Below are 25,650 nucleotides of genomic sequence, written 5' to 3' on the forward strand. Positions count from 1 at the left end.
CATGGCAGACAAGATCGAGTCCTCCGCGTTCAGCCTCACCGAAGAGCAGATCGCCATCCGCGAGGCCATCGACGACCTGTGCGAGCCGTTCGACAACGAGTACTGGCGCAAGCACGACGCTGACAGCACCTACCCCGAGGAGTTCGTCGACGCCGTCTATGAGCAGGGCTGGATGAGCATGCTCATTCCCGAGGAGTACGGCGGGGGTGGCGCCGACATCCGCGACGCCGCGGTCGTGCTCGAGCAGATCGAGCGCAACGGATGCCACGCTGGTGCCGTCCGCGCGGGCATGTACACGATGGGCGCCATCCTGCGCCACGGCTCCGACGAGCAGAAGGCGGAGTACCTGCCCAAGATCGCCTCCGGTGAGCTGCGCCTGCAGTCCTTCGGTGTGACGGAGCCCGACGCCGGTTCCGACACGACCCGCATCAAGACCTTCGCGGTGCGCGACGGCGACGAGTACGTCGTCAACGGCAACAAGATCTTCATCTCCCGCGTGCAGCACTCCGACCTGTTGCTCCTCCTGACGCGCACGACCAAGCGCGAGGACGCGACCAAGCCCTCCGACGGCTTCACGGTGCTGTTGGTCGACCTCAACAAGGCGATCGAGAGCGGCCAGATCGTCGCGACCCCCATCAAGACGATGGTCAACCACGAGACCAACGAGCTCGCGATCCGCGACCTCCGCGTGCCCGTCGCCAACCGCATCGGCGAGGAGGGCAAGGGCTTCAAGGTCATCCTCTCGGGCATGAACTCCGAGCGCGTCATCGTCACGAGCGAGTACATCGGCGCCGGCTTCTACCTGCTCGACCGCGCCGTGCAGTACGCCAACGAGCGTGAGGTCTTCGGTCGCAAGATCGGCATGAACCAGGCCATCCAGATCCCGATCGCCCGTGCCTACGCGCAGCTGCAGGCCGCCTCGCTCATGCGCTGGCGTGCCGCCGAGATGTACGCGGCGGGCGACAACCCCCGCTTCGAGGTCAACGGCGCGAAGCTCCTTGCTTCCGAAGCACTGTGGGCTGCCGCCGAGGCCGCGTTCGACACCTTCGGTGGCTACGCCGCGGCAGAGGAGTACGGCATCGAGCGCGCCTGGCGTGGTGCTCGCCTGCCCCGCACGGCGCCGATCAGCAACAACATCGTGCTCGCGGGTATCGCCCACGGCACGCTTGGGCTGCCGAAGTCGTTCTGATCACCATGGTCGAATCAGCCACCGAACCGGGAGCGACGGAGGTCCTGGCGGAGTTCGCCGTCTCAGGGGTCCTCGCATCCGAAGATCACAGTGAGGCCGTGACGCGTGCGCTGGTCGACACGGTTGCGGTCTCCCTCGGCGCCTCAGGCGCGGAGGGAGACCGCATCCTGCGCACCTGGGCGCGACGCGAGTCGCCCTACGGGCCGTCGACCGTCTGGACGTCGGGGGAGACCACGACGCCCTCCATGGCGGCACTCGTCAACGGCAACGCCGCCCACCTGCTCGACTACGACGACATCTCGCCGTCGATGCCGCTGCATCCGGCCGCCGTGCTCATGCCCGCCCTCGTCGCGGTCGCTGAGGCGCGCGGCACGAGCAGCGAACGCTTCATCGAGGCCTACGAGGTCGGCTCCGCCGTCTTCCGTGCCGTCGCCGACGTGCTCCCGCAGCACGTGCACTACGCGCGCGGCTGGCACTCCACCTCGACCGTGGGTCGCCTCGCGACGGTCGCCGCACTCGGGCGACTCGTCGCATCCGATGCCGGCACCGTCAGGAACGCCCTCGGCATCGTCGCCTCGCTCACGGCGGGCAGCCGCGTCAACTTCGGCACCATGACCAAGCCCTTCCACGCGGGTGCCGCCGCCCGCGACGCCGTCATGGCACTCGAGCTCGCCGAGGACGGCTTCACCGCCAACCCGGATGAGCTGGATGCGCCGAACGGCTTTCTCGAGCGCTACGGCGACCAGGAGGTCGCGCCCGTCGGTTCCGCCGGGCAGGCGTTGGGGGAGCGCCTCGAATACTGGGCGGATGCCTGGCCGAGTGACGCCGGCCTCAAGCGCTACCCGAGCTGCTACGGCACCCACCGCAGCATCGACGCCATGCTCAGCCTGCGCGAGACCGCGCCGCTCGCAGCGATGCCGACGCGCATCACCGCAACGGTGCATCCTCGGGGCACGCGGGCGCTCCGCCCCGGCCTTCCGGCGACCGGCACGCAGGGCAAGTTCAGCCTCGAGTACACGCTCGCGGTCGCGTGGCTGCGCGGTGACGTGACGCTCGACGACTTCACCGACGCGACCTTCGCCGACGAGGAGGCGCAAGCGCTGCTGCGCCGTGTCGAGATCGGCGAGAGCGCCGTGCCGCCCCACGGCCCGGCCGAGTTCGACACGGGCTACTCCGTCGTCGAGGTCACCTTCCCCGACGGCAGCACCCAGGTCTCGCGCACCGAGGTCACCCACGGGCTCGCAGCCGACCCGCTCAGCGATGACGAGCTCCGCGGCAAGTTCCTCGACTGCTGCGCGGCCGGTGGTTACGACAGCGAGACGGCCGACCGCATCATCGCCGCCATCAGCGCCGAACCGGGCGCCGCATTCACATCGTCCATCCCGAAGAGGAGCACCGAATGACCAAGGGACGACCCACCATCAGCATCCTCGAGGAGGGGATGCGCGAGGGCATGCAGATCGAGAGCGCCGACATCCCGGCCTCCGAGAAGATCCGCCTGCTCGACGCGCTCTCTGCGACCGGCCTCAAGCGCATCCACGTCGGTGCCTTCGTGAGCCCCAAGTGGACGCCGCAGATGGCGAACGTCGACGAGGTGATCGCCGGCTTCACCCCCGTCGAGGGCGTCACCTACACCGCGATCGTGCTCAACCAGAAGGGCGCGGAGCGGCGCGACGCCTACGGCGAGAAGCTGAGCCTGCCCGACCCGACGCTCGGCCGCAGCAAGATCCACCTGTGCGACGTCTTCGTGCGCCGCAACATCAACATCAGCCAGCAGGACGAGATCGACGCGCTCGGGCGTGCCGTCGCGACCGCCAAGGAGAAGGGCGTCACGCACGCCGAGATCTCCGTCAACGCGGCGTGGGGCTCGAACTGGCTCGGCGAGTTCAGCGAAGACGAGCGGATGCGCCTGCTCCAGTTGCAGTACGACGCGTGGACCGAGGCGGGCGTGCCCGTCACCCGCATCCACGTGGGCGACCCCATGAGCTGGAACACCCCCTCGGCCGTGCGGTCGATGATGCGCCGCCTCGTCGCCACTTGGCCCGAGGTGAAGGACTACCACCTGCACCTCCACGACGCCCGCGGCATGGCGATGCTGTCGGCCTACGTCGCGATGGAGGAGCTCGATGAGCGCCACACCCTCCAGATCGACACCGCGATCGGCGGAATGGGCGGATGCCCCTACTGCGGCAATGGCCGCGCGACCCGCATGATCCCGACCGAGGACTTCGTGCACCTGCTCGAGTCCGAGGGCGTCGAGACGGGCGTCGACCTCGCGAAGCTGATCGAGGCCGGCGTCATCGCCGAGGAGGTCGTCGGGCACGAACTGTGGTCGAAGGTCACCGCCGCGGGACCGCGCCCCACGGGGGCCGACGTCTACCCCATGGACATGCCCTTCATCGAGACCTTCGAGCAGGCATCCCACTTCCGCAAGGGACCCTCGGTCTATGAGGGCGCCATGTCGCCCTACCGCGAGCCGGTGAAATCCCCCGCTCGCGACGAGTACGAAGCGCGGCTCGCCGCAGAGAAGGAGAGCAACTGATGAGCACGCCAGGTTCCCTCAAGGGGATTCGCGTCATCGAGATCGGCACGAGTGTCGCGGTGCCCTACGGCTGCCAGGTCCTCGCCGACTTCGGCGCCGAGGTCATCAAGGTCGAGCGGCTCGGGGGCGGCGACGACGCCCGCGCCTGGGCGCCGCTCAGCAAGGGCGTCTCGGTCACCTTCCTCTCGCTCAACCGCAACAAGAAGTCGGTCGTCGTCAACTACAAGGACGAGAAGGGCAAGAAGGTCCTCGAAGACCTCATCGCCTCGGCCGATGTGCTCGTGCAGAACCTCCGCCCCGGCGCACTCGCCAAGGCTGGCTTCTCCTGGGAGCGGATCCACGAGATCAACCCCCGTGTCATCTACGCCGACATGAGCGGCTACGGCCGCACGGGCCCCCGCGCCGAGCAGCCCGCCTACGACGCGATGCTGCAGGCCTACTCCGGTGTCGTCGCCATGACGGGCGAGGAGGGGGGCGCGCCCGCCCGCGTGCCGCTGTCGATGATGGACATGGGCACGGGCATGTGGATCGCGCTCGGCGTTTTCGACGCACTCCGTCGCCGTGACCAGACGGGTGAGGGCGTGCACCTCGAAGTTTCGCTGCTGCAGACCGCCCTCGCCTGGGTCGCGACTCCGCTCATGAGCGTCGCGGCAGGAAGCCCCGTGCCCAAGCGCCTCGGCTCCGGCTTCCGCGGCAACGTGCCCAACGGCGCCTACCCGGCATCCGACGGCTACGTCTTCCTCTCCTGCGGCAACAACGACACCCTCTACCGCCTCCTCGACGCGATCGAGGCGCCGGAACTGAAGGATGTGCCCGAGTTCGCCGACAACGTCACGCGCGTCAACAACCGCGGCGTCGTCAATGAGCGACTCGGTGCGGCCACGTCGCGCTTCACGATGGACGAGCTCATCGAGCGGCTCGACAAGGCCAACGTGCCCCACGCGGCCGTCAACACGCTCGACAAGGTCATCGTCGACCCGCAGGTGCAGGCCATCGGCCAGCTGGAGGAGATGGAGCACCCGCAGCTCGGCGAGTTCACGATCGTCAACACCCCCATCACCTTCGACGGGGAATACCTTGAGCACACCAACGCGCCCCCGGCCGTTGGTGCTGACACGGCCTCCGTGCTGGCAGAACTCGGCATCGAGGCATCCGACATCGACGCCCTCCTTGAGGCGGGCGTCATTGAGATCGCAGAAGGAGACGCAGCATGAGTGACGGACTTATCGCTGGCACCCCCGACGAGGTGCTCTACGAGGTCACCGACCACGTCGCGCGCATCACGATCAACCGCCCCGAGCGGCGCAACGCCATGAGCCGTCACACCGTGCAGCTGCTGCTCGAGGCCTTCGTTGAAGCGGGCGAAGACCCGGATGTCTGGGCCGTCGTCATCACGGGAACCGGCGACAAGGCGTTCTGCGCCGGCGGTGACCTCAAGGAGATGAACTCGATCGCCAAGGCCGGCCGCCAGGTGCACACGCCCATGACGGGCGTGCACCGCGCCATGCTCGAGGTGATCGTCGAGACCTACAAGCCCGTCATCGCCGCCATCAACGGGCACGCGCTCGCAGGCGGATGCGAGATCGCGCTCGCCGCCGACATCCGTATCGCCGTCGAGGGCACGACGATCGGGCTCACCGAGGCGAAGCGCGGCATGGGGGCCAACTTCGGCTCCATCGTGCTGCCCCGCCTCGTTCCCCGCGGCTACGCGATGGACATGCTCTACACGGGCCGTATGGTCCCCGTCGAGGAGGCCGCCCAGATCGGCCTCGTCAACAAGGTCGTCTCGCGGGAATCCTTCGAGGAGGAGGTCGAGGCCTACGTGCGCAGCATCGTCGCGAACTCGCCCGTCTCCACGCGTCGCTACAAGGAGATGGCCGTCAAGGGCTGGGGCCTGCCCCTCGCCTCGGCGCTGCGCCTCAACGTGGGCCCCAACCCCTACACGAGCGAGGACCGCGCCGAGGGCGTCGCCGCGTTCGTTGAGAAGCGCGCACCCCAGTGGAAGAACAAATAGGAGACGTCATGAGCCTGCTCGACGCAGACGTGTGGACCGGCAAGATCGCCGCGGGCGGATGGGTCGCCGGTGACGGCGAGCCGCTCGAGGTGACCGAGGCTGCGACGGGTGCCGTGATCGGCACTCTTGGCACCGCCTCGCTCGAGCAGGTCGCCGAGGCCTCGCGCCGTGCCGACCGCGCACAGCGCGAGTGGGCTCGCATGACGCCGGCCGCCCGCGCGACCGTGCTGCGCAAGGCGGGCGACATCTTCGAGCGGGATGCCGAGCTCATCAAGCCCTGGATCGTGCGCGAGAGCGGCGGCACCTGGGCCAAGGCGGGCACCGAGGTGCTCGCCGCCATCAGCGAGTGCCGTGAGGGGGCGGCCCTGCCCGCCCACCCGCACGGCGAGGTGCTCACGACCAACAAGCCGCGCTGGTCGATCGCGCGCCGTGTACCGGCGGGGGTCGTCTCGGTCATCGCACCGTTCAACTACCCGCTGACGCTCGCGATCCGTTCCGTCGCCCCCGCGCTCGCCCTCGGCAACGCGGTGCTGCTCAAACCGGACCCCCGCACCTCCGTGTGCGGCGGTGTCGTCATCCAGCGCGTCTTCGAGGAGGCGGGCCTCCCCGAGGGCGTGCTGCAGGTGCTGCCCGGTGGGGCGGATGTCGGTGCTGCCGTCGTGAGCGCCCCCGAGGTGCGCGTCATCTCCTTCACGGGCTCGACCGCGGCCGGGCGCCACGTGGGTAAGGCCGCAGCCGAGCACATGAAGCGTGCCCACCTCGAACTGGGTGGCAACAACGCCATCATCGTGCTCCCCGGTGCCGACCTCGACAAGGCGGCGGCGGCGGGCGCCTTCGGGTCGTTCCTGCACCAGGGCCAGATCTGCCAGGCGGCCGGTCGTCACCTCGTGCACGAGTCGCAGGTCGACGAGTACGTCGCCAAGCTCGGCGCTATCGCAGACGCCGTGCGCGTGGGCGACCCCTTCGCCGAGGAGGGCGTGCAGATGGGCCCCATCATCGACGACCGCCAGTTCTCGGCCGTGCGCGGCATCGTCGATGACGCTGTCGCGGGCGGCGCGCAGCTGGTGACAGGAGGCCCCGCCGAGGGGCGGTGCTTCCGCCCGACCGTGCTGAGCGGGGTGCGCCCCGAGATGTCGGTGTGGAAGGACGAGATCTTCGGACCCGTCGCCCCCGTCACCTCCTACAGCACGATCGAGGAGGCCATCGAGCTCGTCAACGCGAGCGAATACGGTCTCTCGGTCGCGATCCTGGGCGACGCGGGACTCGCGATGGATGTGTCCGACCAGATCCGCAGCGGTGTCGTGCACGTCAACGAGCAGACGGTCGGCGACGAGGCGAGCGCGCCCTTCGGCGGCATGGGAGCATCCGGAAACGGCTCACGCTTCGGCGGGCCGGGCGCGAACTTCGAGGCCTTCACCGAGACCCAGTGGGTCACGGTGCGCTCCGAGATCGAGACCTACAAGCTCCCCTCTTAATTAAGAGGAGAAGGGGTCGGCATCCACTGGATGCCGGCCCCTTCCGCTTTCCCAATTCAGGACTTGGCTTTCTCAATTCAGGAGTTGGCCTTCATAACTCAGGAGGTCCTGAATTAGGAGAGCCAACTCCTGAATTGTGAAAGCGGGGCCTGAGCCCTACGCGAAGGTGACCTCGAGGTCGCCCAGTTCGCCGAAGGTGGCGCGGATGCTGTCGCCCGGCGCAATCGCGACGGCCGCCGTGATCGACCCCGCCATGACGACCGAGCCTGCTGCGAGCGTCGTGCCGAGGGCGCCGAGCGTGTTCGCGAGCCACACGATGCCCTCGATGGGGTGACCGAGCACCGCGGCACCGACCCCCTCGCCGACGGTCTCACCATTGCGCTCGAGGGTCACGGGCAGCTCGGCGAGGTCGACCGCGTCGAGCGCCGCCTTCTCGCCGAGGATGAGGGCACCGGATGACGCGTTGTCCGAAATCGTGTCCGCGAGCGTGATCTTCCAGTCGGCGATGCGGGAGTCGATGACCTCGAGCGAGATGACGGCGTGGTCGATCGCCTCGGCGACATCCTCGCGGCTGAGCCCCGGTCCCTTGAGGTCGCGGCCGAGCACGAAGGAGATCTCCGGCTCGATGCGGGGCGCGATGAAGCGGTCGAGACTCACGGGAGCCGAGGCATCCAGCACCATGTCTTCGAAGAGGTGACCGAAGTCGGGCTGGTCGACGCCCAACTGCTCCTGCATCGCCTTCGAGGTGAGGCCGACCTTGTAGCCGACGATGCGGCGGCCGGATTCCGTCCACTGCTTCACCTGGTGGAGCTGCACGGCGTAGGCGTCTTCGATGCTCAGCCCGGAGTGGGTCGAGGTGAGGGGAGCGATGGGGGTGCCTGTCTCGTAGGCGCCCAGCAGCGCGTCGCCGAGGGTGGCGTGGTAGACCGAGTCGCGCTCGATGCTCATGCTGCGTCCTTCTCCTTCAGCAGGTCGAGGGCCACGTCGACGATCATGTCCTCCTGGCCCCCCACCATCTTGCGCTTGCCGAGCTCCATGAGGATCTCGATCGTCGGCACGCCGTAGCGAGCGGATGCTCGTTCCGCGTGCAGCAGGAACGACGAGTACACCCCGGCGTAACCGAGCCCGAGCGTCTCGCGGTCGACCTGCACAGGGCGCACCTGCAGCGGGCGCACGATCTCGTCGGCCGCGTCCATGAGGGCGAAGACGTCGGTGCCGTGGTTCCAGCCGAGCTTGTCGGCGACGGCGATGAAGACCTCGAGCGGGGCGTTGCCCGCACCCGCGCCCATGCCCGTGAGCGAGGCATCCACCCGGTTGACGCCCGCCTGCACGGCGGCGACCGAGTTGGCGACGCCGAGCGAGAGGTTGTGGTGCGCGTGGATGCCGATCTCGGTCTCGGGGTTGAGCACGTCGCGCATCGCGTTGACGCGGTCGGTCACGTCGCCCATCGTCTGGGCGCCGGAGGAGTCGACGACGTAGACGCACTGGGCGCCGTAGCCCTCCATGAGCTTCGCCTGCTGGGCGAGGTTCGCCGGGGTCGTCATGGCGCTCATCATGAGGAAGCCGGTCGTGTTGAGCCCCAGCTCGCGCGCCGTCTCGATGTGCTGCGCCGAGACATCCGCCTCGGTGCAGTGGGTCGCGACGCGCACGTAGCTGACGCCGGCGGATGCCGCGCGCTTGAGGTCATGGATCGTGCCGACGCCCGGCAGCAGCAGGGTTGCGATCGCGATGTTCTCGGCGACCTCCGCGGCGGCCTCGATGAGCTCGACATCCGAATGGCGCGCGAAGCCGTAGTTGGCGCTTGATCCGGCGAGGCCGTCGCCGTGAGCGACCTCGACGCTGTCGACGCCGGCCTTGTCGAGCGCGGTGACGATGTCGCGCACGTTCTGCACCGTGTACTGGTGGCCGACGGCGTGGCTGCCGTCACGCAGCGTGACGTCGGAGATGAAGAGCTTGTCCTTGGTGGGGTCGAACATGTCAGGCCGCCTTCTCTGCCTGCGAGCGCAGGGCGATTGTTTCGGCGGCGCGCATCGCCGCGGAGGTCATGATGTCGAGGTTGCCGGCGTAGGCGGGCAGGTAGTGGGCGGCGCCCTCCACCTCGAGGAACACGCTCGTCTTCAGGCCCGTGAACTCGCCGACGCCGGGGATGACGATGGGCTGCTCGATGAGGTCGAACTGCACCTTCTGCTTGAGGCGGTAGCCGGGAACGTAGGCGTTCACCTTGGAGACCATTTCCTCGACGGCCGACTCGATGGCGGCCTGGTCGCCGGGCTCGGAGAGCGTGAACACGGTGTCACGCATCATGAGGGGCGGCTCGGCCGGGTTGAGCACGATGATGGCCTTGCCGCTCTCGGCGCGGCCAACCGTCGTGAGGGCCTCCGAGGTCGTCTCGGTGAACTCGTCGATGTTGGCGCGGGTTCCGGGGCCGGCCGACTTGCTGGCGATGGATGCCACGATCTCCGCGTACTTCACGGGAACGACGCTCGAGACGGCCGCAACCATCGGGATCGTCGCCTGACCGCCGCACGTGACCATGTTGAGGTTCGGGGCGTCGATGTGCTCCTCGAGGTTGACGACGGGCACGCAGTAGGGCCCGATCGCCGCGGGGGTGAGGTCGATGAGGCGGATGCCGGGCTTCGCCGCGAGGAGCTTCTCGGCGTTGTAGACGTGCGCCTTGGCGGAGGTGGCGTCGAAGACGATGTCGATGTCGGCGAAGACGGGGTCGGCGATGAGTCCGTCGACGCCCGAGGAGATCGCCGTGACTCCCATGCTCGCTGCGCGGCGCAGGCCGTCACTGTCGGGGTCGATGCCGACGAGCGCGGCCGCCTTGAGCAGCCCCTTGCCGCGCAGGATCTTGATCATCAGGTCGGTGCCGATATTGCCGGAGCCGATGATGGCGACGTGGATGGGCTCGGCCATTCCAGTACCTTCTCTCGATAGCGTGTGGGCCGATCTTGTTCGAAGTTTCGGCACTTGTTCTATATATCGAACAATGCGAGAGGCGAGATGTCAAGCGGATGTCGCGGACTCCCAGTTTGCGCTCCACCCCCCAGGCCGAGTATCCATAGGGAATGGCCCGCCTCACACCCGCCGTCGTGCGCACCCTCGACATCCTCGAGTTGTTCCTCGACGCCGACGGGCCCATCACGGCGCCAGAGGTCGTCCGTCGCACGGGCGTGCCACGCACGACGGCCCACGAACTGCTCTCGACGCTCGTCGCCCGCGACTACCTGCAGAAGGACGACGGCGGCGGCTTCCGGCTCGGGGTGCGACTCCTGCACCTCGGCAACGCATACTCGGCCCGCTTCGACATGCTTGCCGCCGCGAACGAGGCCGCCCGCTCGCTGTCTGCGAAGACCGACGAGACCGTGAGCGTTGCCCTGCGCGAGGGTGCCGACGTCTTCTACCTCGCCAAGGTCGAGCCGAGGGACACGCTGCGCCTCCCGTCCAGCATCGGCCAGCGACTCCCCGCCAACGTCACGGGGCTCGGCAAGGTGCTGCTCGCCTACGTGTCGCCGACGACCCTCCGCGAGCTGTTTCCAGATCCGGATGCGCTGCCGCGGATGACGGAGCGCAGCATCCGCTCTCTCGACGCGCTTGAGCAGGAACTCGAGGGCGTGCGCGAGACGGGGGTCGCGTTCGAGCGCGAGGAATCGACCCCTGGGGTGTGGTGCGTCGCTGCCCCCGTGCGGGACTCCTCGGGCGCGGTGGTCGCGGCCATCAGCCTGTCGGTGCCATCCGCTCGCTTCTCAGAGCGCGCCGACAACGACTGGGCCGAACTCGTGCGCGCGGCGGGCGACGACCTCTCGTCGAGCCTCGGCTACGCGGCTCCCTAACTCACGCCCAGCCCGGCTTTCCCAATTCAGGACTTGGCTCTCCTAATTCAGGACTTTGCCTTCCCATCCCAGGAACGACCTCGCCACCTCCTGAATTGTGAAAGCCACCTCCTGAATTGTGAAAGCCAGGTCCTGAGTTGGGAAAGCAGGGCTGGCATGCCAGCATCGTCCATACTGGATGGATGAGCGACGTCGACAATCAGCGCAGCAGGGGGCGGCTCTCGGGCCAGGTGTACGAGACACTCAAATCGCGGCTCCTTGATGGCGACTACCCTGCGGGCTCCCGTGTCTCGGTCGAGACCGTGCGGGCCGAGTTCGGGGTGAGCAAGCAGCCCGTCATGGAGGCCCTGCGCCAGTTGGCCGCCGACGGCATCGTCGAGATCCTGCCCCAGATCGGGTGCGTCGTGAAGAGCTATTCACCGCGCGACGTCGTCGACTTCTTCGAGGTGTTCGCGGCCTTCGAGGGAGCGATGGCGGGGGCGGCAGCCAAGCGCGGCACCCCTGAGGATGTGCAGCGCCTCGAGTCGATCATCGCGGCGGCAACGGCTCGCGATCACCAGCCGGGCGCCGACGAGTCCTCCGCCTACCGCCGGGAGAACCGCGACTTCCACTCCGCGATCCACCGCGCGGTGGCCTCGCCGATCATGTCGGAGTCCAGCCGGCGACTCTGGGACCTCAGTGACTTCCTCATCAACACGGCGGGCCGCCCGCTCCCGCTCGGCTACGTGACGGAGGAGCGGCACAGTGAGCACGCCGAGATCGTCGCCGCCATCCGTGCCGGCGATTCCGAGGAGGCCCGCCGGGTGATGGAGGCGCACATCCGCTCGACCCCCGCCCTCATCCTCGGCGATGTTCTGGCCGACCAGGGGGCTGCGCGATGATCGAGATCCTGACTCCGGCCGAGATCGCGCAGGCGCGCACGAGTGGCGCGCTCGTCGCCGAGATCCTGCACACCATCAAGGGCCGCGCCCGCGTCGGCACCAACCTGCTCGAGATCGACCGCTGGGCCAAGGAGATGATTCTCGGCGCGGGTGCCGAGTCCTGCTACGTCGACTACGCGCCATCCTTCGGCCGCGGCCCCTTCGGCCACTACATCTGCACGGCCGTCAACGACGCGGTGCTGCACGGGATGCCGCACGACTACGCGCTCGCCGACGGCGACCTGCTCACGCTTGACCTCGCGGTACTCACGGGCGGGATCGCGGCCGACGCGGCCATCAGCTTCATCGTGGGCGACTCGCGCCCGCCCGAGAGCGTCGCCCTGATCGACGCGACGGAGCGTGCCCTCGCGGCCGGCATCGCGGTGGCCGGTCCGGGTGCCCGCATCGGCGACATCGCGCACGCGATCGGCACCGTGCTGGAGGGGGCGGGCTATCCGATCAACCTGCAGTTCGGCGGCCATGGCATCGGCTCGACCATGCACCAGGACCCGCATGTGCCCAACACGGGCCGCCCCGGTCGCGGCTTCACGCTGCGCCCAGGGCTGATGCTCGCGATCGAGCCTTGGGTCATGATCGACACCGACGAGCTGGTGACGGATGCCGACGGCTGGACCCTCCGCAGCAAGACCGGCTGCCGCACGGCCCACAGCGAGCACACGATCGCGATCACCGACGACGGGGTCGAGATCCTCACCCTCCCGCGGTAGCGCAACGTAAGGCAGGCGCTGGGTGAGACATCCGGTGTCTGGGTTCCGCGTCCGCTCTCCAACGCAACTTCGGAGTTTTGGCGACACGCCGGCCGAGCGGCTGAGATCCGACGGCGTGTCGCCGTTTCTCCGAAGTTGCGTTGGTGAACGAGCTGCAGGGCCCTGGGGAGTCCAGGGCCCTGGCTCAGTTAGTTGTTCTCGAGCGCGTTGTTGGCGTCGTTGCGGAACGCCGCTTCCTTGCGTCCCCATCCGCCGGGGATGACGGCGACCGACACGACGGAGATCGCGCAGACGATCATGAGGTAGACGACGACCGCCTGCCATCCGCCCGCTGCGAGCAGGGCGACGGCGATGGTCGGCGCGAAGGCGGGTCCGGCGATCTGGGAGATCGTGTAGCCGACGGATGCCCCGGTGTAGCGCACCTCGCGCGTGAAGATCATCGCGAACAGCGAGCCGGTGACGCCGGCCGAGGGGGCCATCGCGATGCCGAAGATGAGCGTGACGGCGAGAGCGAAGTTCCACGGGTTGCCCGTGTTGATCAGCAGGAAGCCGATCGGGGTCGCGATGAGCATCAGCACGGCGCCGAGGAAGTACATGGTCTTGCGCCCGTACTTGTCTGACAGCGAGCCGAACACGGGGTAGAGCACGGTTGCGACGATGGCGGCGAAGCAGATGCCCATGAGCGCGGCGGTGCGGTCGATGCCGACGCCGCCGCTGTAGTTCACAAGGAACGCCATAGTGATGTATGCGAGCACGCCTTGGCTGAGGTAGGTACCGGCGACCATGAAGATCTCGCGCCAGTGCTTGCGGAAGGCGACGACGAGCGGCACCTTGACGATCTCAGCCTTCTCACGGGCAGCGGCGAACGCGGGGCTCTCGCTGATGGAGAGGCGGATGAAGAGGCCGACGCCGACGAGCAGGATGCTCGCGATGAAGGGGATGCGCCAGCCCCACGCGAAGAACTCGGGGTCGGGCAGCTGCGAGACCATGAGGAAGGCGAGGGTCGCGAGGAAGGTGCCTGCGGGCGCGCCCATCTGCGGGAAGGCGCCGTAGAAGCCGCGCTTGCCGAGGGGTGCGTGTTCGACCGCCATGAGCGTCGCGCCGCCCCATTCGCCGCCGACCATGAGTCCCTGCAGGAGGCGGAGGACGGTCAACAGGATGGGGGCCCAGATGCCGATCTGCGCGTAGCCGGGGAGGAGGCCCATGAGGAGGGTCGCAAGCCCCATGCCGAGTAGGGAGATGACGAGCATCTTCTTGCGGCCGACGCGGTCACCGAAGTGGCCGAAGATGATGCCGCCGAGGGGGCGCGCCAGGAATCCCACGCCGAAGGTGGCGAAGGAGAGCAGGGTGCCCATGAGTGGGGTCGACTCGGGGAAGAAGATCTGCGGGAACACGAGCGCGGCGGCGGTTCCGTAGATGAAGAAGTCGAAGTATTCGACCGTCGTGCCGACGAAGCTGGCGCTCGCGACCTTCAGGGGTGATGTCTTGGCCGTCGGAGTCGCGGGCGGCTGTGTCGTCGTTGTCACGGTTTTCCTCTCTGAAAACTAACTCGCATGCTAGCGGGTCAGTAGAGAGTATGCGCGTTCGGCAGTTAATTGCAAGTGGATCGCTACTGACAGGCGTGCTAGCATGCCAGTTGGAGGCGTTCACGCGTCCACCCGTCCCACATCTCGAGGAAGAGAGCGATGCCAGAGAACGCTGAATTCGACACCGACGTGATCGTCGTGGGCACGGGCCCCGCCGGCGCCACGACAGCCCTTGCCTTGGCCAAGTACGGTGTGCGCACCCACATGGTGTCCAAGTGGAACTGGCTCGCGAACAGTCCCCGCGCGCACATCACGAACCAGCGCGCCATGGAGGTGCTTCGCGACCTCGGCGTCGAAGACGAGGCCAAGAAATACGCGACCCCGTGGGAGTACATGGGCGACACCATGTTCACGACGAGCCTCGTCGGCGAAGAGATCGCGCGCATCCGCACCTGGGGCACGGGTGATCAGCGCTACGGTGACTACCTCAAGGGCAGCCCGTGCGGCATGCTCGACATCCCGCAGACCCTCATGGAGCCCGTGCTCGTCAAGAACGCGGCCGCCAATGGAGCGGATGTCTCCTTCAACACCGAGTACCTCTCGCACGAGCAGGACGCCGACGGTGTCACCGTACGACTCCTCAACAAGCAGAGCGGCACCGAGTACACGCAGCGCGCCCGCTACCTCGTCGGTGCGGATGGCGCGAAGTCGAAGGTGGCCCAGGAACTCGACCTTCCCTTCGAAGGCGAACTCGCCCGTGCGGGCACCGTCTACATCCTCTTCACGGCCGACCTCCGCCAGTATGTCGAGCACCGGCCGAGCATCCTGCACTGGATCATGAACCCGGCGGCGGGCATCGGCGAGATCGGCATGGCCACCTTCCGTGCCATCCGGCCGTGGGACCAGTGGATCCTGGGCTGGGGCTTCGACATCTCGGCGGGCGAGCCCGACCTGAGCGAGGAGTTCCTGCTCGGCCAAATTCGCACCCTCACGGGCATCCCCGACCTTGAGGTCGAGATCGACCGCGAGATGATCTGGTACGTCAACCAGCAGCACGCCGAGCTCTACCACCGCGGTCGTGTCTTCTGCGCGGGCGATGCCGTGCACCGCCACCCACCGAGCTCGGGCCTCGGCTCCAACACCTGCATGCAGGATGCCTTCAACCTGGCATGGAAGCTCGCCTTCGCGGTCAATGGCTGGGCCGGGCAGGGGCTGCTCGACAGCTACTCCGACGAGCGCGTGCCCGTCGGCAAGCAGATCGTGGCCAGGGCGAACCAGTCACGCAAGGACTACGCGCCCATCCGTGCCGCCATCAGCGTGCCGGGCGCCGACGACCCCGTTGCCGCGGGAGTCGAGCGCCTCAAGTCGGGCACGCCCGAGGGGGTCGCCGCCCGCAAGGCACTGTATGAGGCCCTCGAGCTCAAGAACACCGAGTTCAACGCCCAGGGCGTCGAGCTCAACCAGCGCTACGAGTCGAGCGCGGTCATCCCCGACCCGACCCTCGGCGACGAGGTCTGGCAGCGCGACCGCGAGCTCTACCTGCAGGCGACGACGCGGCCGGGGGCGAAGATCCCCCACGCGTGGCTCGTCAACGAGAAGGGCGTGCGGGTCTCGACGCTCGACGTCACGGGCGGCGGCCGGATGTCGCTGGTGACGGGTCTTTCGGGAACCGCCTGGGCCGAGGCATCCGCTCGCCTCGACGCACCGTACCTGCGCACCGTCGTGATCGGCGCACCCGAGCACGCCGACCTCTACGGCGACTGGAACGCCGTCAGCGAGATCGATGAGGCCGGCGCGCTGCTCGTGCGGCCCGACGGCTACATCGCCTGGCGCCAGCCGGCAGGCGTGCACGACACCGATGAAGCAGAGCGACAGCTCACCGCGGCACTCGCGGCAGTCCTCGGCGCGGCCGAGGGGAATGGAGAGAACTCATGACCGAACGACCCTTCGCATCAGTCTGGTCTGACCTGGCCGCCCTCGAATTCAGCCAGGGCTACATCGACGCTGGCGGGCACCGCACCCGCTACCTTCACGCTGGCGACACGTCCAAGCCCGCGCTCATCATGCTCCACGGCATCACGGGCCACGCGGAGGCGTACTCCCGCAACCTGCGATCGCACTCGGAGCACTTCTCCTGCTGGGCGATCGACTTCGTCGGCCACGGCTACTCGGCCAAGCCCGAGCATCCGCTCGAGATCAAGCACTACATCGACCAGGTGCTCGCCTTCATGGACGCGATCGGTGTCGAGAAGGCCTACTTCACCGGCGAGTCGCTCGGCGGCTGGGTCACGGCCAAGCTCGCGCAGCTGCACCCCGAGAAGGTGGAGCGCATTGTGCTCAACACGATGGGCGGCACGATGGCGAACCCGGCCGTCATGGAGCGCCTGCTGACGCTCTCGACCGAGGCGGCGAACGACCCGTCGTGGGAGCGGGTCAAGGCTCGCCTTGAGTGGCTGATGGCCGACCCGAGCATGGTGACGGATGACCTCATCAAGACCAGGCAGGCGATCTTCCAGCAGCCCGACTGGAAGATGGCGTGCCAGATGAACATGGCGCTGCAGGACCTCGAGACCCGCAAGCGGAACATGCTCTCGGATGATGACCTGGCCGCGATCAAGGCGCCCGCCATGGTGCTGTGGACGACGAAGGACCCCTCCGGCCCCGTCGACGAGGGACGTCGCATCGCCTCGCTCATCCCCGGCGCGAAGCTCGCCGTCATGGAGAACTGCGGTCACTGGCCGCAGTATGAAGACACCGAGACCTTCAACCGACTGCACCTCAACTTCCTGCTCGGCAAGGATGACCCCCAGGTAAAGGATCCAGCATGACCCTCGCGCTGGTCACGATGTCCCACAGTCCGCTGCTGGAGTTCGTGGACCCACCCGCCGAGGTCAAGGCGGAGGTGGAGGCGGCCTTCGAGGCGGCCCGCGCCTTCGTCAAGGACTACGACCCCGACCTGGTCATCAACATCGGGCCCGACCACTACAACGGCTTCTTCTACGACATCATGCCGCCGTTCTGTGTCGGTTACGAGGCGACCGCGATCGGCGACTTCGGCACGCAGGCCGGGCCGCTGGATGTTCCGACCGACATCGCGCGCGACCTCACGTCGTTCCTCATGGAGCGCGACATCGACATGACGGTCTCGCTCAAGATGGAGGTCGACCACGGCGCCGTGCAGCCCATGGAGCTCATCTATGGCGACATCGCGGCGAAGCCCGTGCTGCCGATCTTCGTCAACTCGGTGGCGCCGCCCTTCACGCCGCTTCGCCGCATCCGTCACCTCGGAGAGGGGATCGGCGCATTCGTGCGCGAGAAGCTCGCCGACAAGAAGGTGCTCGTGATCGGCTCCGGCGGGCTCTCGCACGAGCCGCCCGTGCCGCAGATCGCCACGGCGACCCCCGAGGTGCGCGCGACGCTCCTCGGCGGCGGCCGCAACCTGACGCCCGAGGCTCGGGATGCCCGCCAGCAGCGAGTCATCACTGCTGCCCGCGACTTCGCTGCGGGCATCAACGTGGTGAAGCCGCTCGCGCCCGAGTGGGACCAGGAGCTCATGCGCATCCTGGCCTCGGGCGACCTGTCGCCGATCGACGCGTGGTCACCCGACGAGATGACGGAGATCGCGGGCAACTCGTCCCACGAGGTGCGCACGTGGATCGCGGCGTATGCGGCGCTCGGCACGCTGGGCGAGTACACGGTCGACTACTCCTTCTACCGGCCGATCCCGGAGTACATCGCGGGCTTCGGCGTCACCGTCGCAACGCTCAACACCTAAGCGGCATCGTCCCGCCCCCACTGAGGAGACGCAGAATCGCCTTCCCACTCCCTTCGCAGGGGGAGGGGAGGCGATTTTTCGTCCGTTCAGCGGCGGTCGCCGCACGGGCCGCCGGGGATCAGGCGGGAAGGGCCAGCCCGCGCTCCGACATGATCTCGTGGGAGTGCCGGTAGTGGGCGGCCAGCAGTTCGGCGGTCCGGTCGCCGTCCCGGTCGAGGGCAGCCTGCAGGATCTGCGAGTGTTCGTGGTCGATCTCGCTGTGGGCGGGGCCATATGAGGGGGCTGCCCAGCGACGATAGAGCTCGGTTGCGTCGAAGACGGCGGCCGCAACCTGCTGCACGATGTCGATGCGGCATGCCGAAAGAAGTGCGAGGTGGAAGGCCCGGTGCGCATCCGTCCATTCCAGGCGGGTCACCGAGGGGTTGAGCGAGTCGCGGCGCGGTACGCGCGAGAGTCGGTGATGCGTCGTGATGATGAGGTCTTCCCAGTCGAGCGTCCCTCGCTCCACCGCTAGGCGTATGCCGAAGGTGTCGTTGTTGAGTCGGACCAGCGCAAGGTCGTTGAGTTCTTCCATCGACAGCGTCTGCACGAAGAAGCCGCGCTGCGGGATGTTGGTGACGAGCCGCTCGGTCGACAGGCGGGTGAGTGCCTCCCGCACGACAGTGGTGCTCGACTCGTATTTCTCTGCCAGCGCGGCGGTTTGAAGCCGGCTGCCGGGGGTGAGATCGCCCATCAGGATCGCGTCGCGGATCTGCGCGTACATGCGTCCGCTGAGGGTCGCCGCTGATCCGTTGGGGTTCACTCGGACAACGTAGCAAATCGATTGAAAATGCGCGACAGTTTGACGAATGCATTTTCTGTCCATAATGTGGTGGCTCGCACAGCGTGGTGGTCGAAGAGCGGATGGAAATGCAGTTGCGAAAGCACTTATTCAGAACGACGAGCGTCGTCATCGTCTTGGCGGCGCTTGCCTGCGTCGTCTACAGCCTGAGCTTGCCCATGGGCTCGCTCGCCAGCCCCGGCGCTGGCATGTGGCCGTTTCTCGTCAGCTGCGGCATGGGCATTGCCGCGCTGGTCACCCTGGTGACCGAGAAGGATGCCTCGGCCTATGAGCCGCTCAGCAAGCGCACCTGGATCATCGTCGCCGGGTTCGGACTCATGATCGCGTTCATCTTTGCCTTCTCCGCCGTCGGACTCACGCTCTCCTGCCTGGCCCTGACGATCGTCTGGCTGCGCTGGATGGCGCACGAGTCGTGGGCCGTCACCCTCATCCTCGGCGTTGGTCTCACCGCCCTGTTCGTCGTCGGGTTCGACATCCTCCTCGGGGTGCCGATGCCCAACGACATCCTGCTCAACATCATCACGGGAAGGGGCTTCTGATGAACTTCGAAGAGGTACTCCTCGGGTTCCAGGTAGCCCTGACGCTGCAGAACCTGCTCTACGTCTTCATCGGCGTCGTCATCGGCATGGTCGTCGGAATCCTCCCGGGCCTCGGGCCGGCCCCGACGATCGCGCTCATGCTGCCGCTCACCTACGTGCTGCCGGCCGACTCCGCCGTCGTCATGCTCGCCGGCATCTACTACGGCGCCTACTACGGCGGCACCATCACCTCCGTGCTGCTGCGCCTCCCCGGCGAGGCCGCGAGTGTCGTCACCGTCTACGACGGCCACCAGATGGCGCTCAAGGGTCGGGCCGGCCCCGCGCTCGGTATCTCGGCCATCGGCTCCTTCATCGGTGGCCTCGTCGCGATCATCGGCCTCATCTTCCTCTCCCCGCTCATCGCAGGGTTCGCGGTCAAGCTCGGCCCGCCCGAGTACGCGATGCTCGCAATCGCCGGCATCCTGATGGTGTCTGCGCTCGGCGAGTCCAAGCCCAGCAAAAACGTCATCGTGGCGTGCTTCGGCCTGCTCATCGCGACCGTCGGCATCGACGCGGTCACCGGTGTCTCCCGCTTCACGGGCGGCAACGTCGACCTGCTGAAGGGCATCGACTTCGTCGCCGTCGCCATGGGCCTCTTCGGGCTCGGCGACGTGCTCTACGACCTCGAACAGAAGCACAAGGGCGCTCGCATCGAGGGCAAGCTCGGCCGCGTCCTCCCCACCAAGCAGGACATGAAGGACTCCTCCGGCGCCATCGCCCGCGGTTCCGTCATCGGCTTCGTGCTCGGCCTCCTGCCGGGTGGCGGTGGCGTCGTCTCCTCGCTCGCCTCCTACGCGACCGAGAAGAAGGTGTCAAAGAACCCCGAGGAGTTCGGCAAGGGCGCGATCGCCGGCGTCGCCGGCCCCGAGACCGCCAACAATGCGGGCTCGACCGCTTCCTTCCTCCCGCTGTTGTCGCTGGGCATCCCGTCGAACGTGATCCTCGCGCTCATCTTCGGCGCGCTCCTCATCCAGGGCATCACCCCCGGTCCCCAGCTGGTCAACGACCACCCCGAGATCTTCTGGGGCGTGCTCGCCTCGATGGTCGTCGGCAACCTGATGCTGCTCGTGCTGAGCCTGCCGCTCGTGGGCGTCTTCGTGAACCTCATCAAGGTGCGCATCGGCATCCTGTCGTCGATCATCGTCGTCGTCACCATGGTCGGCGTCTACAGCGTGAACAACAACGTCACCGACATGTGGGTCATGTTGGTCTTCGGCATCGTCGGCTACGTCATGCGCAAGACCGGCTACGACCCCGGCCCGCTCGCGCTTGCGCTCGTGCTTGGGCCGCTCCTCGAGTCGTCGTTCCGCCAGTCGCTGCTCATGTCGGGCGGCAACCCGGCGATCTTCGTCGAGCGACCCTTCTCGCTCGCCGTCGTCATCCTGCTCGTCGCGGTCGTCGTCTTCCAAGTCATCGCACGCCGTCGCAGCAAGCTCACGGCCAAGTTCGACGACACGCTTCATCACCCCAACCCCAAGAGCCTGGCGCTGCACGGCGACGAGCCTGCCGAGATCCTGCCCACCGTGGCATCCGATCTCGCCGACCTTCGCAGCCGCGACGCCGACCCGGCATCCGTCACCTCGACGGATGCCACCCCCACAACCAAGGAGAACAAGGATGTCTAACCGCTTCCGCGCATCAGTCGCCGGCGTCGCCGTCGTCGCCGGCCTCTCGATGCTGACCGCCTGCAGCAGCACGGCCTCGACCGCTGACGGCGCAGCCGAGCCCGATTTCCCGACCAAGGACATCACCATGGTGGTGCCCTACGCCGCCGGCGGCCCCACCGACATCGCCGCGCGGGCACTCGCGAAGGGCATGGAGGAGACCCTCGAGACGACCATCATCGTCGAGAACAAGCCGGGCGCCTCGGGCATCACGGGGCTCTCCGAGCTCTCGTCGAAGAAGAACGACGGCTACACGATCACCTTCACCCCGGGTGACGCCTTCGTGCAGTCGGAGCTCCGCACCGCGCCCTACACCTTCGACAGCTTCGACCCCGTCGCGGGCATCATGACGCAGCCCTACATCGTGGTCACCAGCAAGGACTCCGGCATCAAGGAGTTCGACGACCTGCTTTCGGGCGACCGCTTCACCTACTCGGTCAGCGGTATCGGCACTCCCCCGCACATCAACGCGGCCATTCTCGGCGACGACCTCGGCGCGAACTTTGCCGTGGTTCCCTTCGACGGTGCTGGCCCCGCCACGCAGGCCGCGGTCGGCAACAATGTCTCCTTCGCCATGCTCGACGCCTCCGGCGTCATGCCCTTCATCGAGAGCGGCGACCTGCTGCCCCTCGCGGTGCTGACGAGCAACGGTGAGCGCCTCGACTACCTCCCCGAGGTGCCGACGCTCAACGAGCTCGACGTCGACGTCGACGACATGACCCTCACCATCTACGGTGTCGCGACCGTCGCCGGCACGGATGAGGCGGTCATCGAGGTCCTCCGCGAGGCTGCCCTTGAGGCGACCACGTCGAAGACCTTCGCCGACTTCGCCGAGCAGAACTACGCCCCCATGCTCGACGAGGAGACCGAAGCCACCTGGTACGACTCCCTCAAGGCAACGGCCAAGACGACCGTCGCCGCGCTGAAGAAGTTCGGAATCGAGCTCCAGTAATCATGACCGACCTCACCAACACTGTGGCCGTGGTCACTGGCGCCGGCACCGGTATCGGTGAGGCAATCGCTCGGGCGCTCGCGACAGCGGGCGCCCGGGTGGCGGTCACCAATCGCAGCCCCGAACCCGCCACCGCGGTGCGCGACGACATCGTCGCGCAGGGCGGCGACGCGATCGCCCTGCGGCTCGACATCAGTAGCCGCGACAGCATCGCCGAGGGGCTCGATGCCGTCATCAGTCAGTACGGCCGCATCGACGTCATGGTCAACAACGCGGGCATCTCGGGCGAGATTCCGTTCATGGATGTTACGGGCGACGACTGGGATCGGATGCTCGACACCAACGGCCTCGGCACGCTCATGTGCATGCAGGAGGTCGCCAAGCGGATGGCTCCTGATGGCGGCAAGATCATCAACCTGACCTCGATCACGGGCCGCCAGGCGAACCCCACCTTCGCGCACTACTCCGCCAGCAAGTTCGCCATCAACTCCCTTATCCAGTCGGGTGCCCGCGCCCTCGCGAGTCGCAACATCACGGTCATGGGCCTCGCGCCCGGCATCGTGGCGACCCCGCTCTGGAACGGGGTCGTGGCCGACGACGAGGCCCGCGCCGCGAAGATGGCCGCCTACGAGAAGCGAATCCTCCTGAGGCGCGTCTCGGTCTCGGATGACCTTGCTCCCGCAGCCGTGTTCCTCGCGAGCTCCGGCGCCGACTACATGACGGGCCACGTCATGACGGTCGACGGCGGCCTCGTGCTCGTCTGACCCCGCGACATCCGAAACCAAAGGAACAGCATGCCCACACCACGCCGGTCTGAGCGCCTCGCCGGGAAGAACATCATCGTCACCGGTGGCGGCGGAGTCCTCGGCGCCGCCTTCGCCCGCCATCTCGCGGCCGCCGGCGCATCCGTTGCTGTCGCCGACATCGACGTGGATGCCGCGACCGCGGTCGCAATCGACCTGCGCAATGCTGGCTTCCGAGCCCTCGCGGTCTCGGTCGATGTCGTCGACCCGGAGTCGGTTCGCGCCATGTTCGATACGGCCGAGGCGGAGCTCGGCGAGATCTCCGTGCTGGTCAACAACGCGGGCATCCAGCTTGAGCAGCCCTTCCTTGAGGTCACCGAGGAGGAGTGGAAGCGCTCGCACAGCGTCAACGGCAAGGGCACCCTCTTCGCGACGCAGGAGGCTGCGCGCCGATTCATCCCGCGCGGGGGCGGCAAGGTCATCAACACCTGCTCGAGCCTCGCGCGCCAGGCCAGCCCCGACCTCGCCGCGTACTCCGCGAGCAAAGCCGCCACGCTCTCGGTCACCCAGTCGTCCGCCCGCGCGCTCGCCCAGCACGGGATCACCGTCAACGCCATCGGGCCGGGAATCATCGACGCCGAGAGCGCAGCCGACCCCGCGGCATCCGCTCAGCACCCCCAGATTCTGCTCGGCCGCGCAGCACACCCCGACGACATCGCGCCCACCGCGGTGTACCTCGCCAGCTCGGACTCGGACTACATGACCGGCCAGCTGCTCATCGTCGACGGCGGCATCGTCGTCCAGTAGTCGCGCCTCATTTTTCACCGCAACACCCTTATAAGAAGGAGCACACACGCCATGACCGAACGCCCATTCACGAGTGTCTGGTCCGACCTGGCTCAGGTTGAGTTCAGCCAGGGATACCTGGAGGCGGGCGGGTACCGCACCCGTTACCTGCACGCGGGCGACACCTCGAAGCCCGCGCTCATCATGCTCCACGGCATCACGGGTCACGCGGAGGCGTACTCGCGCAACCTTCGCTCGCACTCGGAGCATTTCTCCTGCTGGGCGATCGACTTCATCGGCCACGGCTACTCGGCCAAGCCCGAGCATCCGCTCGAGATCAAGCACTACATCGACCAGGTGCTCGCCTTCATGGACGCGATCGGTGTCGAGAAGGCCTACTTCACCGGCGAGTCGCTCGGCGGCTGGGTCACGGCCAAGCTCGCGCAGCTGCACCCCGAGAAGGTGGAGCGCATTGTGCTCAACACGATGGGCGGCACGATGGCGAACCCGGCCGTCATGGAGCGCCTGCTGACGCTCTCGACCGAGGCGGCGAACGACCCGTCGTGGGAGCGGGTCAAGGCTCGCCTTGAGTGGCTGATGGCCGACCCGAGCATGGTGACGGATGACCTCATCAAGACCAGGCAGGCGATCTTCCAGCAGCCCGACTGGAAGATGGCGTGCCAGATGAACATGGCGCTGCAGGACCTCGAGACCCGCAAGCGGAACATGCTCTCGGATGATGACCTGGCCGCGATCAAGGCGCCCGCCATGGTGCTGTGGACGACGAAGGACCCCTCCGGCCCCGTCGACGAGGGACGTCGCATCGCCTCGCTCATCCCCGGCGCGAAGCTCGCCGTCATGGAGAACTGCGGTCACTGGCCGCAGTATGAAGACACCGAGACCTTCAACCGACTGCACCTCAACTTCCTGCTCGGCAAGGATGACCCCCAGGTAAAGGATCCAGCATGACCCTCGCGCTGGTCACGATGTCCCACAGTCCGCTGCTGGAGTTCGTGGACCCACCCGCCGAGGTCAAGGCGGAGGTGGAGGCGGCCTTCGAGGCGGCCCGCGCCTTCGTCAAGGACTACGACCCCGACCTGGTCATCAACATCGGGCCCGACCACTACAACGGCTTCTTCTACGACATCATGCCGCCGTTCTGTGTCGGTTACGAGGCGACCGCGATCGGCGACTTCGGCACGCAGGCCGGGCCGCTGGATGTTCCGACCGACATCGCGCGCGACCTCACGTCGTTCCTCATGGAGCGCGACATCGACATGACGGTCTCGCTCAAGATGGAGGTCGACCACGGCGCCGTGCAGCCCATGGAGCTCATCTATGGCGACATCGCGGCGAAGCCCGTGCTGCCGATCTTCGTCAACTCGGTGGCGCCGCCCTTCACGCCGCTTCGCCGCATCCGTCACCTCGGAGAGGGGATCGGCGCATTCGTGCGCGAGAAGCTCGCCGACAAGAAGGTGCTCGTGATCGGCTCCGGCGGGCTCTCGCACGAGCCGCCCGTGCCGCAGATCGCCACGGCGACCCCCGAGGTGCGCGCGACGCTCCTCGGCGGCGGCCGCAACCTGACGCCCGAGGCTCGGGATGCGCGCCAGCAGCGGGTCATCAACGCCGCGAAGGAATTCGCGGCGGGCATCAACGTGGTCAAGCCGCTCGCCCCCGACTGGGACCAGGAGCTCATGCGCATCCTCGCCTCGGGCGACCTGTCGCCCATCGACGCGTGGTCGCCCGAGCAGATGACGGAGATCGCGGGCAACTCCTCGCACGAGGTGCGCACGTGGATCGCCGCCTATGCCGCGCTCGGCGAGGTGGGGGAGTACACGGTCGACTACTCCTTCTATCGGCCGATCCCGGAGTACATCGCGGGCTTCGGCGTCACGACGGCACGCCTCGCCTGACGGCTCCTACGGAAATTCAGGAAGCTCGCTGCAACAAGAACGACCCCGCCTCCCTATATATAAGGAGGCGGGGTCGTCTTGTTCAGGGAGGTGGGACTGTTCCTGAGTTTCCGTGCCTTTCACAATTCAGGAGTTGGGAGGGCCCGTTCCTGAATTGGGAGCGCCAGA

24 protein-coding genes are annotated in these 25,650 nt (G+C 67.4%); 19 read left to right on the top strand and 5 right to left on the bottom strand.

Annotated elements, in window-relative coordinates; all coding sequences use genetic code 11:
- The first annotated feature begins 1 nt into the window (after window position 1).
- The 6 genes from ACIQK7_RS06280 to ACIQK7_RS06305 are packed head-to-tail and all read left to right on the top strand — an operon-like array spanning window position 2 to window position 7,220.
- Window positions 2-1,189: an acyl-CoA dehydrogenase family protein gene (locus ACIQK7_RS06280; protein WP_325210031.1), complete on the top strand. Its 1,188-nt coding sequence runs from the start codon at window positions 2-4 to the stop codon at window positions 1,187-1,189.
- 5 nt (window positions 1,190-1,194) lie between these two features.
- Window positions 1,195-2,592, top strand: coding sequence for an MmgE/PrpD family protein (locus ACIQK7_RS06285; RefSeq protein ID WP_403022315.1), 1,398 nt, complete (start codon window positions 1,195-1,197; stop codon window positions 2,590-2,592).
- A complete protein-coding gene (locus ACIQK7_RS06290) occupies window positions 2,589-3,731 on the top strand; it encodes a citramalate synthase (RefSeq protein ID WP_403022317.1) in 1,143 nt (380 codons plus the stop codon). The genes ACIQK7_RS06285 and ACIQK7_RS06290 overlap by 4 nt, the downstream gene beginning before the upstream one ends.
- Entirely contained in the window at window positions 3,731-4,945 is a 1,215-nt protein-coding gene (locus ACIQK7_RS06295) for a CaiB/BaiF CoA transferase family protein (RefSeq protein ID WP_403022319.1), read from the top strand. The genes ACIQK7_RS06290 and ACIQK7_RS06295 overlap by 1 nt, the downstream gene beginning before the upstream one ends.
- Window positions 4,942-5,745 (top strand): enoyl-CoA hydratase/isomerase family protein, encoded by an 804-nt coding sequence (locus ACIQK7_RS06300; RefSeq protein WP_403022321.1) that lies wholly within the window; start codon window positions 4,942-4,944, stop codon window positions 5,743-5,745. The genes ACIQK7_RS06295 and ACIQK7_RS06300 overlap by 4 nt, the downstream gene beginning before the upstream one ends.
- Before the next feature lie 8 nt (window positions 5,746-5,753).
- Window positions 5,754-7,220: an aldehyde dehydrogenase family protein gene (locus ACIQK7_RS06305; RefSeq protein WP_403022323.1), complete on the top strand. Its 1,467-nt coding sequence runs from the start codon at window positions 5,754-5,756 to the stop codon at window positions 7,218-7,220.
- 156 nt (window positions 7,221-7,376) lie between these two features.
- Here ACIQK7_RS06305 and ACIQK7_RS06310 read toward each other — a convergent pair whose 3' ends face one another.
- The 3 genes from ACIQK7_RS06310 to ACIQK7_RS06320 are packed head-to-tail and all read right to left on the bottom strand — an operon-like array spanning window position 7,377 to window position 10,139.
- On the bottom strand, window positions 7,377-8,168 hold the full coding sequence (locus tag ACIQK7_RS06310) for a 2-keto-4-pentenoate hydratase (protein WP_403022325.1): 792 nt from the start codon (window positions 8,166-8,168) through the stop codon (window positions 7,377-7,379).
- Window positions 8,165-9,196, bottom strand: a complete 1,032-nt coding sequence (gene dmpG / locus ACIQK7_RS06315) for a 4-hydroxy-2-oxovalerate aldolase (protein WP_403022326.1) — start codon at window positions 9,194-9,196, stop codon at window positions 8,165-8,167. Before dmpG ends, ACIQK7_RS06310 begins: the two co-directional genes overlap by 4 nt.
- Before the next feature lies 1 nt (window position 9,197).
- Entirely contained in the window at window positions 9,198-10,139 is a 942-nt protein-coding gene (locus ACIQK7_RS06320; RefSeq protein ID WP_403022328.1) for an acetaldehyde dehydrogenase (acetylating), read from the bottom strand.
- 152 nt (window positions 10,140-10,291) lie between these two features.
- On the opposite strand from ACIQK7_RS06320, the gene ACIQK7_RS06325 reads away from it, so the two are divergent.
- The 3 genes from ACIQK7_RS06325 (at window position 10,292) to map (ending at window position 12,704) form a co-directional block, all read left to right on the top strand.
- Window positions 10,292-11,056, top strand: coding sequence for an IclR family transcriptional regulator (locus ACIQK7_RS06325; RefSeq protein WP_403022330.1), 765 nt, complete (start codon window positions 10,292-10,294; stop codon window positions 11,054-11,056).
- 182 nt (window positions 11,057-11,238) lie between these two features.
- Entirely contained in the window at window positions 11,239-11,937 is a 699-nt protein-coding gene (locus tag ACIQK7_RS06330; protein WP_403022332.1) for a GntR family transcriptional regulator, read from the top strand.
- Window positions 11,934-12,704 (top strand): type I methionyl aminopeptidase, encoded by a 771-nt coding sequence (gene map, locus ACIQK7_RS06335; RefSeq protein WP_403022333.1) that lies wholly within the window; start codon window positions 11,934-11,936, stop codon window positions 12,702-12,704. Before ACIQK7_RS06330 ends, map begins: the two co-directional genes overlap by 4 nt.
- A 188-nt stretch (window positions 12,705-12,892) precedes the next feature.
- Here the strand turns inward: map and ACIQK7_RS06340 are convergent, their stop codons facing one another.
- Entirely contained in the window at window positions 12,893-14,230 is a 1,338-nt protein-coding gene (locus ACIQK7_RS06340; RefSeq protein WP_403022335.1) for an MFS transporter, read from the bottom strand.
- A gap of 159 nt (window positions 14,231-14,389) precedes the next feature.
- Between ACIQK7_RS06340 and ACIQK7_RS06345 the strand changes: the two genes are divergently transcribed.
- The 3 genes from ACIQK7_RS06345 to ACIQK7_RS06355 are packed head-to-tail and all read left to right on the top strand — an operon-like array spanning window position 14,390 to window position 18,005.
- A complete protein-coding gene (locus ACIQK7_RS06345; protein ID WP_403022337.1) occupies window positions 14,390-16,165 on the top strand; it encodes an FAD-dependent oxidoreductase in 1,776 nt (591 codons plus the stop codon).
- A complete protein-coding gene (locus ACIQK7_RS06350; RefSeq protein WP_403022339.1) occupies window positions 16,162-17,058 on the top strand; it encodes an alpha/beta fold hydrolase in 897 nt (298 codons plus the stop codon). The genes ACIQK7_RS06345 and ACIQK7_RS06350 overlap by 4 nt, the downstream gene beginning before the upstream one ends.
- Window positions 17,055-18,005, top strand: coding sequence for a 3-carboxyethylcatechol 2,3-dioxygenase (locus tag ACIQK7_RS06355; protein WP_403022341.1), 951 nt, complete (start codon window positions 17,055-17,057; stop codon window positions 18,003-18,005). Before ACIQK7_RS06350 ends, ACIQK7_RS06355 begins: the two co-directional genes overlap by 4 nt.
- 118 nt (window positions 18,006-18,123) lie before the next feature.
- On the opposite strand, the gene ACIQK7_RS06360 is transcribed toward ACIQK7_RS06355, so the two are convergent.
- Window positions 18,124-18,807, bottom strand: a complete 684-nt coding sequence (locus ACIQK7_RS06360) for a GntR family transcriptional regulator (protein WP_403022343.1) — start codon at window positions 18,805-18,807, stop codon at window positions 18,124-18,126.
- Between the two features lie 107 nt (window positions 18,808-18,914).
- On the opposite strand from ACIQK7_RS06360, the gene ACIQK7_RS06365 reads away from it, so the two are divergent.
- From ACIQK7_RS06365 to ACIQK7_RS06395, 7 genes are read left to right on the top strand one after another with little or no spacing between them, the layout of a single operon-like run.
- Window positions 18,915-19,385, top strand: a complete 471-nt coding sequence (locus tag ACIQK7_RS06365; protein WP_403022344.1) for a tripartite tricarboxylate transporter TctB family protein — start codon at window positions 18,915-18,917, stop codon at window positions 19,383-19,385.
- Window positions 19,385-21,049 carry a tripartite tricarboxylate transporter permease gene (locus tag ACIQK7_RS06370; RefSeq protein WP_403022346.1) on the top strand — a complete coding sequence of 555 codons (1,665 nt, stop codon included), beginning with the start codon at window positions 19,385-19,387 and terminating at the stop codon, window positions 21,047-21,049. The genes ACIQK7_RS06365 and ACIQK7_RS06370 overlap by 1 nt, the downstream gene beginning before the upstream one ends.
- A complete protein-coding gene (locus ACIQK7_RS06375) occupies window positions 21,042-22,040 on the top strand; it encodes a Bug family tripartite tricarboxylate transporter substrate binding protein (protein ID WP_403022348.1) in 999 nt (332 codons plus the stop codon). Before ACIQK7_RS06370 ends, ACIQK7_RS06375 begins: the two co-directional genes overlap by 8 nt.
- A 2-nt stretch (window positions 22,041-22,042) precedes the next feature.
- Window positions 22,043-22,804, top strand: coding sequence for an SDR family NAD(P)-dependent oxidoreductase (locus ACIQK7_RS06380; RefSeq protein ID WP_403022350.1), 762 nt, complete (start codon window positions 22,043-22,045; stop codon window positions 22,802-22,804).
- 30 nt (window positions 22,805-22,834) lie between these two features.
- Window positions 22,835-23,590 (top strand): SDR family NAD(P)-dependent oxidoreductase, encoded by a 756-nt coding sequence (locus ACIQK7_RS06385; protein WP_403022351.1) that lies wholly within the window; start codon window positions 22,835-22,837, stop codon window positions 23,588-23,590.
- Window positions 23,591-23,641: 51 nt separating this feature from the next.
- Window positions 23,642-24,538, top strand: a complete 897-nt coding sequence (locus ACIQK7_RS06390) for an alpha/beta fold hydrolase (protein WP_403022352.1) — start codon at window positions 23,642-23,644, stop codon at window positions 24,536-24,538.
- Window positions 24,535-25,482 carry a 3-carboxyethylcatechol 2,3-dioxygenase gene (locus ACIQK7_RS06395; protein ID WP_403022354.1) on the top strand — a complete coding sequence of 316 codons (948 nt, stop codon included), beginning with the start codon at window positions 24,535-24,537 and terminating at the stop codon, window positions 25,480-25,482. The genes ACIQK7_RS06390 and ACIQK7_RS06395 overlap by 4 nt, the downstream gene beginning before the upstream one ends.
- Window positions 25,483-25,650 lie beyond the last annotated feature (168 nt).

The sequence above is a fragment of the Salinibacterium sp. GXW1014 genome (genome assembly GCF_044769865.1).
In the GTDB taxonomy this organism is placed as follows: domain Bacteria; phylum Actinomycetota; class Actinomycetes; order Actinomycetales; family Microbacteriaceae; genus Homoserinimonas.

Coding starts and splice junctions, on each gene's coding strand:
- ACIQK7_RS06325 (WP_403022330.1), top strand. CDS start 10,292: ATGGCCCGCCTCACACCCGCCGTCGTGCGCACCCTCGACATCCTCGAG.
- ACIQK7_RS06300 (WP_403022321.1), top strand. CDS start 4,942: ATGAGTGACGGACTTATCGCTGGCACCCCCGACGAGGTGCTCTACGAG.
- map (WP_403022333.1), top strand. CDS start 11,934: ATGATCGAGATCCTGACTCCGGCCGAGATCGCGCAGGCGCGCACGAGT.
- ACIQK7_RS06305 (WP_403022323.1), top strand. CDS start 5,754: ATGAGCCTGCTCGACGCAGACGTGTGGACCGGCAAGATCGCCGCGGGC.
- ACIQK7_RS06380 (WP_403022350.1), top strand. CDS start 22,043: ATGACCGACCTCACCAACACTGTGGCCGTGGTCACTGGCGCCGGCACC.
- ACIQK7_RS06320 (WP_403022328.1), bottom strand. CDS start 10,139: ATGGCCGAGCCCATCCACGTCGCCATCATCGGCTCCGGCAATATCGGC.
- ACIQK7_RS06390 (WP_403022352.1), top strand. CDS start 23,642: ATGACCGAACGCCCATTCACGAGTGTCTGGTCCGACCTGGCTCAGGTT.
- ACIQK7_RS06280 (WP_325210031.1), top strand. CDS start 2: ATGGCAGACAAGATCGAGTCCTCCGCGTTCAGCCTCACCGAAGAGCAG.
- ACIQK7_RS06375 (WP_403022348.1), top strand. CDS start 21,042: ATGTCTAACCGCTTCCGCGCATCAGTCGCCGGCGTCGCCGTCGTCGCC.
- ACIQK7_RS06395 (WP_403022354.1), top strand. CDS start 24,535: ATGACCCTCGCGCTGGTCACGATGTCCCACAGTCCGCTGCTGGAGTTC.
- ACIQK7_RS06385 (WP_403022351.1), top strand. CDS start 22,835: ATGCCCACACCACGCCGGTCTGAGCGCCTCGCCGGGAAGAACATCATC.
- ACIQK7_RS06295 (WP_403022319.1), top strand. CDS start 3,731: ATGAGCACGCCAGGTTCCCTCAAGGGGATTCGCGTCATCGAGATCGGC.
- ACIQK7_RS06345 (WP_403022337.1), top strand. CDS start 14,390: ATGCCAGAGAACGCTGAATTCGACACCGACGTGATCGTCGTGGGCACG.
- ACIQK7_RS06370 (WP_403022346.1), top strand. CDS start 19,385: ATGAACTTCGAAGAGGTACTCCTCGGGTTCCAGGTAGCCCTGACGCTG.
- ACIQK7_RS06355 (WP_403022341.1), top strand. CDS start 17,055: ATGACCCTCGCGCTGGTCACGATGTCCCACAGTCCGCTGCTGGAGTTC.
- ACIQK7_RS06365 (WP_403022344.1), top strand. CDS start 18,915: ATGCAGTTGCGAAAGCACTTATTCAGAACGACGAGCGTCGTCATCGTC.
- ACIQK7_RS06330 (WP_403022332.1), top strand. CDS start 11,239: ATGAGCGACGTCGACAATCAGCGCAGCAGGGGGCGGCTCTCGGGCCAG.
- ACIQK7_RS06285 (WP_403022315.1), top strand. CDS start 1,195: ATGGTCGAATCAGCCACCGAACCGGGAGCGACGGAGGTCCTGGCGGAG.
- ACIQK7_RS06350 (WP_403022339.1), top strand. CDS start 16,162: ATGACCGAACGACCCTTCGCATCAGTCTGGTCTGACCTGGCCGCCCTC.
- ACIQK7_RS06310 (WP_403022325.1), bottom strand. CDS start 8,168: ATGAGCATCGAGCGCGACTCGGTCTACCACGCCACCCTCGGCGACGCG.
- ACIQK7_RS06290 (WP_403022317.1), top strand. CDS start 2,589: ATGACCAAGGGACGACCCACCATCAGCATCCTCGAGGAGGGGATGCGC.
- dmpG (WP_403022326.1), bottom strand. CDS start 9,196: ATGTTCGACCCCACCAAGGACAAGCTCTTCATCTCCGACGTCACGCTG.